14 protein-coding genes are annotated in these 15,303 nt (G+C 54.9%); 11 read left to right on the top strand and 3 right to left on the bottom strand.

Annotation, left to right across the window (positions count from 1 at the left end):
• Positions 1-22: 22 nt before the first annotated feature.
• Positions 23-427, bottom strand: a complete 405-nt coding sequence (locus tag GOX45_RS17850) for a hypothetical protein (RefSeq protein WP_171102605.1) — start codon at positions 425-427, stop codon at positions 23-25.
• 526 nt (positions 428-953) lie between these two features.
• Here GOX45_RS17850 and GOX45_RS17855 point away from each other — a divergent pair.
• The 7 genes from GOX45_RS17855 to GOX45_RS17885 all read left to right on the top strand — a co-directional run bounded on the left by GOX45_RS17855 (position 954) and on the right by GOX45_RS17885 (position 8,498).
• Complete coding sequence (locus GOX45_RS17855) at positions 954-1,979, top strand: LacI family DNA-binding transcriptional regulator (protein ID WP_171102607.1); 1,026 nt, start codon at positions 954-956, stop codon at positions 1,977-1,979.
• A gap of 94 nt (positions 1,980-2,073) precedes the next feature.
• Positions 2,074-3,378 (top strand): sugar ABC transporter substrate-binding protein, encoded by a 1,305-nt coding sequence (locus GOX45_RS17860; protein ID WP_171102609.1) that lies wholly within the window; start codon positions 2,074-2,076, stop codon positions 3,376-3,378.
• Positions 3,379-3,487: 109 nt separating this feature from the next.
• On the top strand, positions 3,488-4,354 hold the full coding sequence (locus GOX45_RS17865) for a carbohydrate ABC transporter permease (RefSeq protein WP_171102611.1): 867 nt from the start codon (positions 3,488-3,490) through the stop codon (positions 4,352-4,354).
• A 12-nt stretch (positions 4,355-4,366) separates the two neighbouring features.
• Positions 4,367-5,197 carry a carbohydrate ABC transporter permease gene (locus tag GOX45_RS17870; protein ID WP_171102613.1) on the top strand — a complete coding sequence of 277 codons (831 nt, stop codon included), beginning with the start codon at positions 4,367-4,369 and terminating at the stop codon, positions 5,195-5,197.
• A gap of 12 nt (positions 5,198-5,209) precedes the next feature.
• Positions 5,210-6,214, top strand: a complete 1,005-nt coding sequence (locus tag GOX45_RS17875) for an ABC transporter ATP-binding protein (protein ID WP_171102615.1) — start codon at positions 5,210-5,212, stop codon at positions 6,212-6,214.
• Complete coding sequence (locus tag GOX45_RS17880; protein ID WP_171102617.1) at positions 6,211-6,984, top strand: L-iditol 2-dehydrogenase; 774 nt, start codon at positions 6,211-6,213, stop codon at positions 6,982-6,984. The genes GOX45_RS17875 and GOX45_RS17880 overlap by 4 nt, the downstream gene beginning before the upstream one ends.
• On the top strand, positions 6,984-8,498 hold the full coding sequence (locus tag GOX45_RS17885; protein ID WP_171102619.1) for a mannitol dehydrogenase family protein: 1,515 nt from the start codon (positions 6,984-6,986) through the stop codon (positions 8,496-8,498). Before GOX45_RS17880 ends, GOX45_RS17885 begins: the two co-directional genes overlap by 1 nt.
• Before the next feature lie 208 nt (positions 8,499-8,706).
• Here the strand turns inward: GOX45_RS17885 and GOX45_RS17890 are convergent, their stop codons facing one another.
• Positions 8,707-9,393, bottom strand: a complete 687-nt coding sequence (locus GOX45_RS17890; RefSeq protein ID WP_171102621.1) for a GntR family transcriptional regulator — start codon at positions 9,391-9,393, stop codon at positions 8,707-8,709.
• Positions 9,394-9,504: 111 nt separating this feature from the next.
• Here GOX45_RS17890 and GOX45_RS17895 point away from each other — a divergent pair, with 111 nt between their 5' ends.
• Positions 9,505-10,536, top strand: a complete 1,032-nt coding sequence (locus GOX45_RS17895) for an AbrB family transcriptional regulator (protein ID WP_171102623.1) — start codon at positions 9,505-9,507, stop codon at positions 10,534-10,536.
• A gap of 532 nt (positions 10,537-11,068) precedes the next feature.
• On the opposite strand, the gene GOX45_RS17900 is transcribed toward GOX45_RS17895, so the two are convergent.
• Positions 11,069-12,010, bottom strand: a complete 942-nt coding sequence (locus tag GOX45_RS17900) for a hypothetical protein (RefSeq protein WP_171102625.1) — start codon at positions 12,008-12,010, stop codon at positions 11,069-11,071.
• Between the two features lie 271 nt (positions 12,011-12,281).
• Here GOX45_RS17900 and GOX45_RS17905 point away from each other — a divergent pair, with 271 nt between their 5' ends.
• The 3 genes from GOX45_RS17905 to GOX45_RS17915 are packed head-to-tail and all read left to right on the top strand — an operon-like array spanning position 12,282 to position 15,216.
• Complete coding sequence (locus tag GOX45_RS17905; RefSeq protein ID WP_171102627.1) at positions 12,282-13,400, top strand: patatin-like phospholipase family protein; 1,119 nt, start codon at positions 12,282-12,284, stop codon at positions 13,398-13,400.
• Positions 13,397-14,851: a GntP family permease gene (locus GOX45_RS17910; protein WP_171102629.1), complete on the top strand. Its 1,455-nt coding sequence runs from the start codon at positions 13,397-13,399 to the stop codon at positions 14,849-14,851. The genes GOX45_RS17905 and GOX45_RS17910 overlap by 4 nt, the downstream gene beginning before the upstream one ends.
• Positions 14,852-14,877: 26 nt before the next feature.
• Complete coding sequence (locus GOX45_RS17915; RefSeq protein ID WP_171102631.1) at positions 14,878-15,216, top strand: DUF1622 domain-containing protein; 339 nt, start codon at positions 14,878-14,880, stop codon at positions 15,214-15,216.
• Positions 15,217-15,303 lie beyond the last annotated feature (87 nt).

The raw sequence follows: 15,303 nt of genomic DNA on the forward strand, positions 1-15,303 counted from the left end.
TTCCCATCAAACTAGCTGAGGTCTAAAGCACAACCTTCCGGCATTCGGCAATGCGATGGCCGAGTTGCCGATTGGCGACCTGAGTGATCCGCGCATCAAAACTGTAATCCACGTCTGCCAATAAATAGGCGATCTCAACCCAACCGCGCACGCGCCACCGTTTTGGTTCTTGTGTATCTACGCCCTCCATAAGGGCCGAGGGCAAGACCGTCTCCAGCAGCAGGTCAAACTGCTCCTGCATTGCGATCGTACTGTCCAGATCCTTGCTTTCCAGGGCGCGCTGTCGGGTCGCCAAAGCTTCTAGCCTGCCGGAACAGATAGCAAATAGCTCTGCCCTTGCCGAAGACGTCGCCGGAAGCGCCGAGGCTGATGTTGACAGCGCCAACGTGCAAAAAAGACCGATAAGTGAGGTATGTAATTTCGACATGCTTTAAACATACACTTGATGCAATATGTATAAAACAAGTATATACAACTGACGCTACTCCATGTGTTGATCATGTAACAGCATGGTAGGCGGCCCACGAAGGCTTTGACCCTCGACCAATGCCGGCATCTGACCTATTCGACCTAGCAGCGTGACAAGGGCGTCCCTGACCTGCGAACTCGTACAGCTGGTGCCTTCGCATATTTTATATTGAAAAGCAGAGGCTTACGCCAAGAGACCGCGAACACGCGCCCGTATTTTTTTTGGTCAATTCCCAGAACGGCAAACAAACGATGCAAAGCTGAACTGAACCGTAGGTCCTCGATATGCGTAGCTTACACAGCATGGGCTGCCGTAAACTTATCAAGCGGATCTACCTCTCGAATTAGCCCCCTCTTAAGCCCGATCACATCAACAAATCGTTGTCACGCGTGTACCAGCCCAGCTATTGCTTTTTTTGGCGCGCGCAAAGAATATGTAAAGTTATGATAAGACTACGATGGCCAGGACCCGCAGGCTGAACGGCATGACAAAAATAAAAAACATGGAAGAGTTCGCGACCCTGAGCGGCATCTCGCGACCCACAGTTTCTAAATACTTCCAAGATCCTGACAGTGTTCGTGCAACGACCCGGGCACGCATCGAAGACGCTCTGGAACGGTTCGACTATCGCCCGAATATGTATGCGGTGAATCAGAACAGGAAATTGACCAAGAATATCGGTATTGTTGTACCTTATCTGGCCGATCCCTTCTTTGCCGAGATAGCCCGCTATCTAGAGCAAAGCTGTATTGCCGCAGGGTATCGCCCATCTCTTTTCAGTGCGCATGGTGAGCAAAAATTGGAGAACGAAATTCTGGACGGGCTTCTATCCATGAAACCTGCCGGAGTTCTGTTGGCCCCGTTGGGTCGGATCTCTGACAGATCCGCGATCGAGAAATTTTGCGCCAATGTGCCGACTGTTCTGTTCGACAGCAACCTCGACGGCCTGGGCGCTGCGTTTATCGGATCTGACAATCACAGCTTTGTATCGCAGACCGTGGAATATATGACCCGCACCGGTGAACCACCCTCGTTCTTTGAAATGCGCACCCCTGCCAACCCCAACGCCAACAAGCGCAGAAAAGCCTATGTTGAAGTGATGGAAGGTCTGGGGTTCGAACCTCATATCATCAAAGTTGATGGCAAAGGCTGGGCGTTTGAAGAAATTGGGCACAAGGGTGCGCTGAAAGTTCTGGAAGAGCGTGGGTTAAAAACGGATTCCGTCCTGTGCAGCAATGACCGGCTTGCCATCGGCTTTTTGGCAGCATGTTTCGAACAGGGGATTCGGGTCGGTCGCAAAGAGGATTGCACATTGCGCTTGGCGTCGAACGATGATCATCCCTTCGCAAAGTTCACCTGCCCGTCGCTTACCACAGCGGCCCACGACTATGACAACGTGGCCACGCGGGCCGTGGAAACCTTGTTTGAACTCATTGAAAACGGTGGGAAATTCGAGAATCGAACCGAGACGCTTTTCCCGACACGACTTGTATTAAGGGACTCCGCGTAAGCTATTTTCTTAACGCGCGTAAAGTTTTTATTGACGGCGCGACAATTTACGATCTACCCTCCCTGCACGACATCCAAGCTCAGGGAGGACAGGGATGTATCTAAAGAACGCACTTCGTGCGGCGACTGCGCTGACTTTCGTCGCCACCGCCGCGGCTCAGGCACAGACGATCACAATCGCCACCGTGAACAACGGCGACATGATCCGGATGCAGGGCTATACCGACAACTTTACCGAAGCGACCGGCATTGATGTCGAATGGGTAACGCTGGAAGAGAACGTACTGCGTCAACGCGTGACCACAGACATCACCACCAAAGGTGGTCAGTTCGACATCATGACCATCGGTATGTACGAGACACCCATCTGGGGTGCAAATGGCTGGCTGGTTCCGCTGGACGGCATGTCGGAAGAGTATGATGTAGGCGACCTGTTGCCTGCAATGGCCGGTGGTCTGAGCCATGAAGGCACGCTTTATGCCGCGCCTTTCTACGGCGAAAGCTCGATGATCATGTATCGCACCGACCTGATGGAAAAAGCGGGAATGGAGATGCCCGAGGCGCCGACCTGGCAGTTCATCCGCGAGGCGGCGGCGGCCATGACCGACCGAGACAACGACATCAACGGTATTTGCCTGCGCGGCAAGGCCGGTTGGGGTGAAGGCGGTGCGTTTATCACAGTGACCGCAAACTCATTTGGTGCCCGCTGGTTTGACGAAGAGTGGAAACCTCAGTTCGACCAACCCGAATGGAAAGAGGCTTTGACCTTCTTTGTCGACATGATGAATGAATCTGGTCCGGCGGGATATGCGACCAACGGGTTCAATGAAAACTTGTCGCTGTTTCAGCAGGGCAAATGTGGCATGTGGATCGACGCCACAGTTGCGGCCTCTTTTGTAACCAACCCGAATGACTCGACAGTGGCCGACCAGGTTGGGTTTGCCTTGGCTCCGAACTCGGAAGGCGTTGAAAAACGTTCAAATTGGTTGTGGGCTTGGGCGCTGGCAATCCCAGCAGGGACGCAGCAAGAAGATGCGGCCAAAAAGTTCATCGAATGGGCGACCTCGAAAGACTACATCGAATTGGTTGCCGAGAACGAGGGTTGGGCTAACGTTCCACCCGGCGCCCGGACATCCTTGTACGAAAACCCGAACTACAAAGACGTCCCATTTGCCGCAATGACGCTGGAATCGATCTTGGCCGCTGATCCGCAGAACTGCTGCGCTCAGCCAACGCCCTATACCGGCATCCAGTTCGTCGCGATCCCCGAGTTCGCAGGTATCGCCACCCAGGTGAGCCAGGAATTCTCGGCGGTTTATGCCGGACAGCAAACTGTGGATGAAGCCCTGGCCAAGGCGCAGGCCTTCACCGAGGAAGAAATGGAAGCCGCAGGCTACTGACGGCACACTCCCAGCGGGCGGGCAGTGTCTTGCCCCCCGCACCACCCTTCCCCAACTCGCGTTTTTCTCGCAGGCTGGATCTACCGCCTGAACAGAGAGGGTTTGCGTTATGGCTACTCAACACTCCCGATCCGTCGCTCGGCTGATGATGGCACCCGCTGTGGTCCTGCTACTTGGCTGGATGCTCGTACCGCTGACGATGACGCTGTACTTTTCCTTCAAGAAATACCTGCCGCTGCGCGGAGGGGATCTGGGTTGGGTCGGGTTTGACAACTACATCCGTTTTGTCTCATCCAGTTCATTCTGGCCTGCGGTCCAGGCGACCCTGACAATCGTCGGCGGAGTTCTGATCATCACGGTCATCCTCGGCGTCTTGCTGGCGATGCTGTTGGATCAACCGATGTGGGGCCAAGGCGTCGTCCGCATTCTGGTCATCGCACCCTTTTTCGTAATGCCGACGGTATCCGCTCTAGTCTGGAAGAACATGTTCATGGATCCCGTCAATGGCCTGCTGGCGCATCTGTGGCGCTTTTTTGGGGCCGAGCCGGTCTCGTGGCTGTCCGAGGCGTCGATGACCTCGATCATCATGATCGTCTCATGGCAGTGGCTGCCCTTTGCTACGCTGATCCTGTTGACCGCGATCCAGTCGCTGGACAGTGAACAGCTGGAAGCCGCCGAGATGGATGGTGCACCGCCATTGAAACGCTTTTACCACATCATTCTGCCGCACCTCAGCCGCGCGATTACGATCGTGATCCTGATCCAGACGATCTTTCTTCTGTCGATCTTCGCCGAGATCTTTGTGACCACCGGCGGCGCGTTCGGCACCCGCACCCTCACCTACCTGATCTTCCAGCGCGTGCTGGAAAGCCAGAACGTCGGCCTCGGATCTGCCGGAGGGGTCTATGCCATCATCCTTGCCAATATCGTTGCCATCTTCCTGATGCGCATCGTCGGCAAAAACCTGGACGCGTGAGGAGGTAAGACCATGGCCCGCGCTGTCACATCCCGCCGCAAAACACTGAACACCGCCCTTGCCTGGGCCGTTGGACTGCTGATCTTTTTCCCGATACTCTGGACCATCCTGACCAGCTTCAAGACCGAGGCACAGGCGATCGCCAGCCCGCCGCTGTTCCTGAATTTCGACTGGACGCTTGAAAACTATGCCGTCGTACAGGAGCGCTCGGATTATATGCGGTTCTTGTGGAACTCGGTCATCATCGCGGGGGGCTCGACCATCCTGGGTGTGATCATCGCGGTGCCTGCGGCCTGGGCCATGGCCTTTGTGCCATCCAAGCGCACCAAGGATATCTTGCTGTGGATGCTGTCCACCAAGATGCTGCCTGCGGTGGGGGTTCTGTACCCGATCTACCTGCTGTTCATCCAACTGGGTCTGCTGGACACGCGCGGCGGGCTGGTTGTGGTGCTGATGCTGATCAACCTGCCAATCATCGTTTGGATGCTTTACACCTATTTCCGCGAAATTCCCGGCGAAATCCTCGAAGCCGCCCGGATGGACGGTGCAACGTTGAAAGAGGAAATCCTCTATGTCCTGACGCCCATGGCCGTGCCCGGCATCGCCTCGACCGTATTGCTGAACTTCATCCTGGCCTGGAACGAAGCATTCTGGACCCTGAACCTCACCGCCGTAGACGCGGCCCCGCTGACCGCCTTTATCGCCAGCTATTCCAGCCCAGAAGGCCTGTTCTTTGCCAAGCTCAGCGCGGCCTCGACCATGGCGATTGCACCGATCCTGATCCTGGGCTGGTTCAGCCAGAAACAACTTGTCCGCGGCCTGACCTTCGGCGCAGTGAAATAAGGAACACGACGTATGGGACGTATCCAACTCAAGTCTGTGACCAAAAGCTTCGGCGACGTGCAGGTCATTCCGCCGCTGAATCTGACCATCGAAGATGGTGAGTTCACCGTATTCGTCGGCCCCTCGGGCTGCGGTAAATCCACCCTTCTGCGCCTGATCGCGGGGTTGGAGGATATCACCTCGGGCTCCATCGACATCGATGGCGCGGATGCCACCGACGTACCGCCCGCCAAACGCGGGTTGGCGATGGTGTTCCAGTCCTATGCGCTCTACCCGCATATGACTGTACGCAAGAACATCGCTTTTCCGCTGCGCATGGCCAAGCTGGATCAGGCTGAGATCGACAAGCGGGTTGAAGGGGCGGCAAGCGTGTTGAACCTGACCGACTATCTGGACCGCCGCCCCGGGCAATTGTCTGGCGGTCAACGTCAACGCGTTGCCATTGGTCGCGCGATCGTGCGAGAGCCTGCCGCGTTCCTGTTTGATGAACCACTGTCCAACCTCGACGCTGCCTTGCGCGTAGGGATGCGACTTGAGATCAGCGAGCTGCACGAACGTCTGGCCACCACAATGATCTATGTAACCCATGACCAGGTCGAAGCGATGACCATGGCCGACAAGATCGTGGTGCTTCAGGCTGGTGTGATCGAACAGGTCGGCAGTCCGCTGGATCTGTATCGCACACCGCGCAACCTGTTTGTGGCGGGCTTTATCGGCTCTCCCAAGATGAACTTCATCGAAGGGGAAGAGGCCGCAAAACATGGTGCCCACACAATCGGCATTCGGCCCGAACACATCGCTGTGTCAGAAAGCCAAGGGGACTGGTCGGGGGTTGTCAGTGTTTCCGAACATCTGGGGTCAGACACGTTCTTCCACGTCCACGAGACCGGGCTGGCCGAGACGATAACTGTGCGTGCCGATGGCGAGGTCGGTTTTCGCCACGGGGACCGGATTCACCTGACCCCACGCGCGGATGTGATCCACAAGTTTGACGCCAAGGGCCTGCGGATCGAATGACACGTCTGGCCGGAAAAACCGCCCTCATCACCGGGGCCGCACGGGGCATCGGGCTGGCCTTTGCCAAAGCATATGTGGCCGAAGGCGCGCGTGTTGCCATCGCTGACATTGACGTCCAACGCGCAAAGGAAGCTGCCGAAGAGATTGGCGCGGCCGCATTGGCTGTCGAAATGGACGTGACACGCCAATCAAGCATCGACAACGCCGTCGACAAGACCATAGAACACTTCGGCCCCATCGACATCCTGATCAACAACGCGGCCATCTTCACCGCCGCACCGATCACCGAGATTGAGCGCGCCGATTATGACCGCGTGTTCGCCATCAACGTAGCGGGTGCGCTGTTCACAATGCAGGCCGTGGCGCGCCACATGATCGAACATGGCACCAAGGGCCGGATCATAAACATGGCGTCCCAAGCCGGACGCCGGGGCGAACCGCTTGTGGCCGTCTATTGCGCCAGCAAGGCAGCGGTCATCTCGCTGACCCAATCTGCGGGCCTCAACCTGATCTCACACGGGATCAACGTCAACGCGATTGCTCCCGGAGTCGTGGACGGCGAACACTGGGACGGGGTCGATGCGTTCTTTGCGAAACACGAAGGCAAACCCCCCGGCCAAAAGAAACGAGAGGTTGCAGCCGCCGTTCCCTACGGCCGCATGGGACGCGCCGAGGACCTGACGGGCATGGCGGTGTTTCTGGCGTCGGACGAGGCCAAGTACATCGTGGCTCAAACCTACAATGTTGACGGTGGAAACTGGATGAGCTGATGGATCCCGAGGCGACTGCAATCCCCCTGACAAAACTGCACCGCGACCGGTTTGCCGCTTTGCCGGCTGGTGTGAGCGCTCCGACCTATCGCAGATCAGATCTGACACCCGGCATCGTTCATATCGGCGTGGGGAATTTTCACCGCGCTCATCAAGCTTGGTACATTCACCAAATGATGCAAAACGGGCTGGCCCATGACTGGGCCATCATAGGTGCCGGGGTAAGAGATTACGACGCCGCGATGCGCAAGACGCTTATTGCACAGGACTGCCTGACAACATTGATAGAGCTTGACCCAAAGGGGATTTCTGCCGAGGTGATCGGCCCAATGATCGACTATCTACCGATCGAGCGAAATAATGCAGCCTTGATCCAAAAGATGGCCGACCCAGCCATCCGCATTGTGTCTCTGACCGTGACGGAAGGTGGCTATTTCCTGGATGCAAATACTGGTGCCTTTGACACCGACCACCCCGATCTGAAGCATGATGCCACCTACCCCGACCAGCCCCGCACGGCCTTTGGCGCTCTGGTGGCAGCGCTTGATCAACGTCGCCTGAACGGGGCTCAACCGTTCACGGCGCTCAGCTGCGACAACCTTCAAGGCAATGGTTCGATCCTGCGAAGCTGCGTTGTCGGATTGGCGCAAATGTCCAACCCTGATCTGGCCCGCTGGATTGACCAGAACGGCGCGTTTCCAAATTCGATGGTCGATTGCATCGTCCCGGCGACAACGGACCAGGTGGTATCTCAATGCCATGCGCTTGGCCTTGATGATCAGGCACCCGTTTCCCACGAAAACTTTCGCCAATGGGTGGTAGAAGACGATTTCTGCGCCGGGCGCCCCCCTTTTGAACGGGTTGGTGTAACGCTGACCCGCGATGTGCACAGCTATGAGACCATGAAGCTGCGTATTCTGAACGGTGGGCATCAATTGCTTGCGAATGTGGGTGAAGTTCTGAACGTTCCCACAATTGCCGACTGTATGCAGGATCCCGATATCGCTGCGTTTTTCAGAAAGGTTCAGACAGAAGAAATTCTGCCCCATGTCCAATCGGTCCCGGGAACAACAGCGCAGGAATACCTAAGTTTGGTCGAACAGCGATTTGCGAATACCGCAATCCATGACACCACCCGCCGCGTGGCCTTTGACGGCTCATCACGGCATCCGGGGTTCTTGCATCCGTCTTTGAACGACGCAATTGCGGCTGGATCTTCCTTGTCAGGCTTGGCACTGGCCGAAGCATTCTGGTGTCGGATGTGCGCAGGGGTTCGTGAAAACGGCTCGGAAATCGAAGCCAATGACCCTCAATGGGAAGACCTACATCAGACCGCTCGGGCCGCGAAAGCCAACCCTGAACTCTGGATCAGGAAAACGCAAAACTTTGGCGACATGACCCAGCAGCAAGGCTTTGCCAAAGCGTTTGCGCGCTGGTTGACCCTCATCTGGGGGCGTGGGTGCCGCACAGCGATCGCTGAATATACCGTTATTGGTTCTGCTTCGATCCAATAGAGTTCGCGACCGAAGATCATGCTGCGCACTCTCAGCAGGCGAACACGATTCCAACGGCGCGAGCCACGAATCCAATACGGGTTAGGCGTTGTTTCCGCGATCAAAACGCGTGCTTTGGTATCAGCGGTGGTTATCGCTGCGGATCTGTGAGCGTTGCCAACACCAATTAGTCTGAGGTCGTACTCTTCGGTCCGAGCGGTCACCGCGCTTACGCTTGGTGGTTCTCATCCGACGAACGGTCACGTTGTTGCAACGCGCGAATACGCATTCTTTGAGCCGCTTCAATATGAGCTCGCATTTCCGTTTCAGCTGCTGCACCGTTTCGTTTCTTCAACGCTGCCATGATACGTTGGTGTTCTGTGACAGCGGCCTCGGATCTTTCGCTGTCCAACAACTGTGATGGCCCGAGGATCAGCAGCGCTTTTTGCAAAGACAACATGGATTTAGCCAGAAACCGGTTCTTCGCCGCGTCCAGTAGTGTAGCGTGGAAAATACGATTAATCCGAATTGCCTCGGGGCCAGTACCCGCGTCGGCCAGGTGTTCGTTTAGGGTTTCGAGCTCGTCCAGTTCAACATCTGACGCCGCCCGCGCAGCCAACCGCGCTGCGGTTCCTTCCAAAACCGCGCGCATCTCATAGAGCTCCATGACCTCGGCATAATCCAGAAAACGCACCGTCGCGCCCTGCCTGGGAACATGCGAAACCAACCCGTCAGCCTCCAGTTGACGGATTGCCTCGCGTATCGGTGTACGACTGACACCCAGTCTCTCCGAAAGCTCTATCTCGCGAAGACGTTCACCCGGCGAAAGGCTGCCACTTCGGATTTCGTCCAGCAGGCGTTGATAGACCGAATTCCCCTGCGGGCCGTTCTGAACTGGGTCGTCTTGAAACGTCATCTTAAGACCTCTTGCGCGCGTGTGTCCTATTGCATACAAATGAATACAATATGGGTCAATAACTCTGGAACGCTCGTTTTGCCCTTCCGAACCAACGAACATTCTCTGGCCATGAAACGCGCCGTCACTTTGGGTCTGGCGCTTTTGGGGACGGCGGTTTTCTGGGTGTTGGGCTTGCCGCTGCCATTCCTATTTGGTCCGATGAGCGCGTGTCTGATTGCGGCCCTAGCCCACGCCCCGATGGAGGGTTTTGGGCAAGTTTCCATTGCCGCTCGCACCATCCTCGGGGTGGCGGTTGGCGCGTCGATCACCCCGTCACTATTCGTCGAATTACCAAAAATGGCAGCATCCGTTGCTCTTGTTCCATTCTTCATTTTGCTTATTGCGTTGGTCGGGGTGCCATTCTTTCGCAAGGTTTGGGGCTTTGATACGACCACCGCGTTTTACGCAGCCATGCCCGGCGGGTTGCAGGACATGATCATATTCGGCTCTGAGGCCGGGGCCAATCCGCGCACTTTGTCCCTGATCCATGGAACGCGTGTGCTGATAATTGTCACGCTTGCCCCGCTGTTTCTGACAGTTTTTTACGACGCGAAGCTCACAAATCCAATCGGGGAACCCGCGCTTGATCTGCCGATTCACGAGTTGGGTCTAATGGTTTTGGCGGCTTTTGTTGGCTGGAAAGGCGGAGAACGGATCGGATTGTTCGGTGCGTCCATCCTTGGCCCCATGATCGTGACCGCTGCACTCTCACTCGGTGACTTGATACACACCCGACCACCCCGAGAAGCGATTTTGATAGCGCAGTTTTTCGTTGGCTGCGGGATCGGTGTACAGTTTTTGGGTATTACCTGGGTCGAATTGCGCAGAATCGTGGCAGCAGGCGTTGCCTATGTCATTGTTCTCGCAGCACTGGCCGCCGGTTTCACTGCTGCTATTACGACGTTGGGATTTGGTCAGCCGGTCGAGGCCTTTCTGGCCTTCGCCCCTGGAGGCCAGGCCGAAATGACCGTTTTGGCAATCGTTTCAGGTGCCGATCTTGGCTTTGTGATCATACACCATCTTACCAGAATTGTACTGATAATCATCGGCGCACCGATAGCGGCCAGCCTGATCTTACGACGTTCCAAACCTCGCGATTAGTCACGCGCTCGGGCTACGACCGCAGAAACCGTGCGCCTAATTGAAAAGGTCTGAGGATTTCAGGTCAAACTCGTCGCAGATCACAAGACCTACATGCGAATGAGGTTTCAAATGAGAATGAACCAAGACGATATAACTGTCTGCAGAGCACGATTTTCCCGTTAGCTCGCGACAACCGCCATTTCTTCCAATGCATTCAAAGGAAAGTGGCGGACCGAGGAGCAACTATATATTTTTTGTAATTATTTGTCTAATTTTAATAAAAAAATTAGCCATAATACACATACCACTAAATATACCCCACTGAACATAGAATCTGGCGTTTCAAAGCCTCAGGTTCGAGCATGATACAACGACCGGTAAGACGTAATATAACAGACACTCACACAGATTGCAGCAAACGACTGCTTTGAGCCCAAAGCGGACCTTCTGTTCTGCTTCCATCGCTCAAACCTATTGTACCTCACAACGCACCTGCACGAGACGATGTGTCCATATACCCTAAGTCTGCGGAGTGGTTATGCCAGTAAGTTCAGCGATGTGGAGTTACGTTAGTCTTTGTAGCTGGGTTTAAATCGTCATTCGGGTCCGTCAAGATGCCTTCTGGAAAGGACACTGAGATAGGCCGATCTGACGTGTCCATGCAAAGCATATGATTGTTATCCCCGTCACCTAGGTTGGCGAGCGCGAGCGGCTTCACTTCACGACGGGTCTCATCAAGTGCCTCGACGGTGATAGTATATAGATCGCGTTCTGCCTCACCTGGTTCGCTGCCATCCTTAAGCGTCACACCCCCTTCCCACGTCACTCGAACCGCCTGAACGACACCTTCCGTCGGGCAGAGGCTGCCCCTGACGCGACGCGGGCCCAAATTGCCGACTAGTGTCCAGTCCTCCACGACTTCGGCCAAAACAATCGATGGCCCGTCTTCTAAGGGTATCACCGACGCACTCACTCCCTGAAAATCAAGCATGCCATCGATCGAATGCAAATGCCCGACAACGTCAACCCTAACCGGTGGGTCGCTTTCGGCGGGTCCCAATTGCCCTATCAAAAGAACCGTGCGCAACTCCCCAGGGTCTGTAGCTGGGAGCACGGACGCGCAGTGCATCTTCCCCGACGCGCCTGACCGAGTTGTGACTTTAAAATCCCCGGCCTGCATAGTCGCGATGTCTATCTCAGTAGAAAAGATCACGGGCATTCCGGTGTTGCCCTCAGACCCTCTGCAAATCACATTTGAGACGCGCGGAAGTGCGTCAAGGCCGTGGAAGGCCGAGAGGAGTTTAGCGGATTGGCCGTTAACTTCTCTAGGCAGGTCAGCATCTGCCGTCGCATCAATAAAGTCGCGATTGGATATGTTGTCGGTCCAAGACCCCGGTCCATACATTATGAACCAAATAACACCGGCGATGATTGCCGCCGTCACACCCAACAAGCCGGCGATGATGGTCCGTTTCGGAATGCCCTTGATCACACAAGTTACCTCTGCACGTTGTGAGTTGCGGATACAATTCTTACCGCAAGCTTCCTGTGCCTAGAAGAACAGTCTGGTAAGAAACCGCAAGAGTAGCGAAACAAGCTCAATTGCTATTGAGTATATACTCGTGAAGACTTCAGTTGAGCAGAAGCATCGCCAATTGCATTGACCGTACTTACACAACTGAACGGCCGCATCGTTTCCAAAGCGGTCACTGAAATGCGACAAATATAGCATTCCGTTTCTTTTGCTTTAAGGAATAGCTGCAATGCGGCATAATGATGGTGCATGTGCGAAAAAGCCTCTTGGAGCTTCGGTAGTGCCTAAGAAAAAAATTGATATCGCTCTTCAGGGTGGTGGATCGCATGGTGCGTTCACTTGGGGTGTTCTGGATCAATTGCTACAGCTTGAAGACATTGAAATAGTCGGCATTTCTGGCACCAGTGCCGGGGCAATGAATGCCGTCGCCCTAGCACAGGGCCTAACACAGGCTGGGCCTGAGGGCGCTCGCAACTTGCTTAGGCACTATTGGACACAGGTGAGTCGGGCCAGCAGGGCGAGTCCATACAAAAGAACTCTGTGGAACAGGTTGCGAGGCGATTGGAGCCTGGAGCATTCTCCCGGTTTCATCATTTCCCAGTTTACACGTCAAATGGCGTCACCGTATCAGTTCAATCCGCTCAACATTAATCCCTTGCGGGACCTTGTGCGGGAATGCTTCGATTTTGAAGCTATCAATTCAGCAGAAGGGCCGCGCATCTTTCTATCCGCAACAAATGTGCGGACCGGGCGCCCCAAAGTCTTTCGCCAACCCGATCTGAGTGCAGATGCGGTCATGGCGTCGGCATGCCTTCCGCATGTCTTCAAAGCTGTGGAAATCGACGGAGAGGCGTACTGGGATGGCGGATACATGGGTAATCCACCGCTCTTCCCTTTGGTAGACGAGACCGAGGCGCGAGACATTGTCATAGTTCAAATTAATCCGTTCGAACGCGCGGAAATTCCCACAACGCCCTATGAGATCGAAAATCGCCTTAACGAAATTACATTCAACGCAAGCTTGATGAAAGAATTACGCTCTCTGGGATTCCTCTGGGAGATTATAGAACACGACAATCTGGATCGCGCGGCTTACCGCGATGGGCGCTTGCACAGGATCCATGCATCTGGGGCTATGTGTGACCTCGGCGTTTCCAGCAAGATGAACGCCGAGATGGCCTTTCTGGACCACCTTTTCGAAATCGGGCGTAGAACTGCAAGCGAGTGGGTGAACTCAGAGTGGCCAGAAGTTGGAAAGACCGCAACGTGGCGGCCAAGAGAGATTTTTGAAGAAAGCCTCCAGCCGGCGCATCTAGCTGAAGGCACCAGTCGGGAGCCTAAGAAATGATGGATATTGCTTCTGTTCTACTCGCGCTCTTGTTGCTCATGTATTTTGCGTTCCGGGGTGTCACGCTGCTGATATTGGCACCACTTCTAGCTTTGCTGGCTGCTGCTTTGACGGGCGCACTACCACTGCTGGCCAGCTTCACGCAGATTTTTATGACGAATACAGGCGATTTTATAATTTCATTTTTTCCGCTGTTCTTTCTTGGTGCGATCTTCGGCAAGTTAATGGATGACAGCGGCTCGGCGCGTTCGATCGCACATTGGGTGATTGCAAAGCTTGGCGCTGACAAAGCCATTCTGGCGGTCGTCTTGTGCTGTGGCGTACTAACCTACGGTGGAGTCTCGCTCTTCGTGGTGGCATTCGCAATCTATCCGATCGCAGCCGCTCTCTTCCGTGACGCGGATATTCCCAAACGGCTTATTCCCGGAGCGCTCGCGCTTGGCGCGTTCACTTTCACGATGTCGGCTCTACCTGGTACTCCTGCGATTCAGAACGCCATCCCGATGCCATTCTTCGGAACCACAGCCTTCGCCGCACCGGGTCTCGGGATCATCGCGGCCGCCATCATGGCTGGCCTAGGAATGGCGTGGCTCAACCGCCGCGCGTCCCGTGCAGAAGTTGCCGGTGAAGGATATGGACAACACGATGAGGTGCTTCCCGAACTGGACAGTGAGATGCGCGCGCGATCCCAAGGCGAAGGCTTCGACTTGAACGAAATTGAACCAACCAATATGCCTCATACGAGTGAACCAAGCTTCGCGCTGGCGATCACCCCGGTAGTGCTTGTGGTCGTGGTTAACTTCCTCTTCATCCAGGTGGCCGTTCCGCGTTTTGACACCAGTTACCTTGCCGAACCGTTGTTTGGACAGACAACCATTGAGGCCGTACGTGGGGTTTGGTCAATCATTGTCGCACTCACCACTTCGATCCTGTTCCTGCTCGCAACAAATTGGACCCGTCTGGCAAGCGTCAAAACGAGCCTCAACAAGGGGGCTGATGCGGCCGTATTGCCGATCTTCAATACAGCCAGTCTCGTGGGTTTTGGTGCCGTTATAGCGGCACTACCGGTTTTTCAGGCGATCACAAATGCCATGCTCGGGTTGAGTGAGGGCAATCCACTTGTTGCCGTGGCGGTTTCTGTTACGACGCTCTCAGCAATCACGGGTTCTGCATCTGGCGGTATGAGTATCGCTCTTGATGCATTAGGTTCAGAATTTGTCGAACTTGCCGCCGCAACCAATACCTCTTTGGAAGCCATGCATCGCGTCACATCTGTCGCTTCGGGCGCCCTCGACGCCTTGCCCCACAACGGTGCGGTAATCACGGTGCTCGGGATTTGTGGACTGACTCATCGAGAAGCCTATGGTGATATATTCGTAGTTGCTGTTCTGGTACCGATGATTGCATTGATCGCGATCATCTTGCTTGGCACTTTCCTCGGTGGGTTTTGAAGCCTCACAAGGTAGTGGTCGCAATCATGACAATGATCGAAAATACAGCAAAGCTAGTCGCTGGTATCGTCGACGCAGGTGTTATCGTCCTTCTAATAGGCGGTCTTGGCTTCCTGCTCGCCCAATGCGTCAAATCATGGATCAATGGTACAGGCCGAGAAGCCATTTTCGTGAAATTGAGGCTCAACCTAGGCCAACTGATTTTGCTTGCGCTTGAGTTTCTGATTGTCTCGGACATATTGCACAGCATCGCCCATCGGTCTCTTGAGGAACTTGGTGTACTTGGCGTGATCGTTCTTATCAGGATTCTGCTTGCATATTTTCTTGATCGGGAAATTAGTCGCCTTTCGTCAAGCGGCAATTAGCCAAACGAAATAGCTAAATGTCTGCTTTGTCCTGCCGATTCAACTGATCGCCGCAACACACTCTTGGAACTTCTCTGCGGGTGAGAA

It is taken from the genome of Ruegeria sp. HKCCD7255, from assembly GCF_013031565.1.
Taxonomy (GTDB): domain Bacteria; phylum Pseudomonadota; class Alphaproteobacteria; order Rhodobacterales; family Rhodobacteraceae; genus Ruegeria.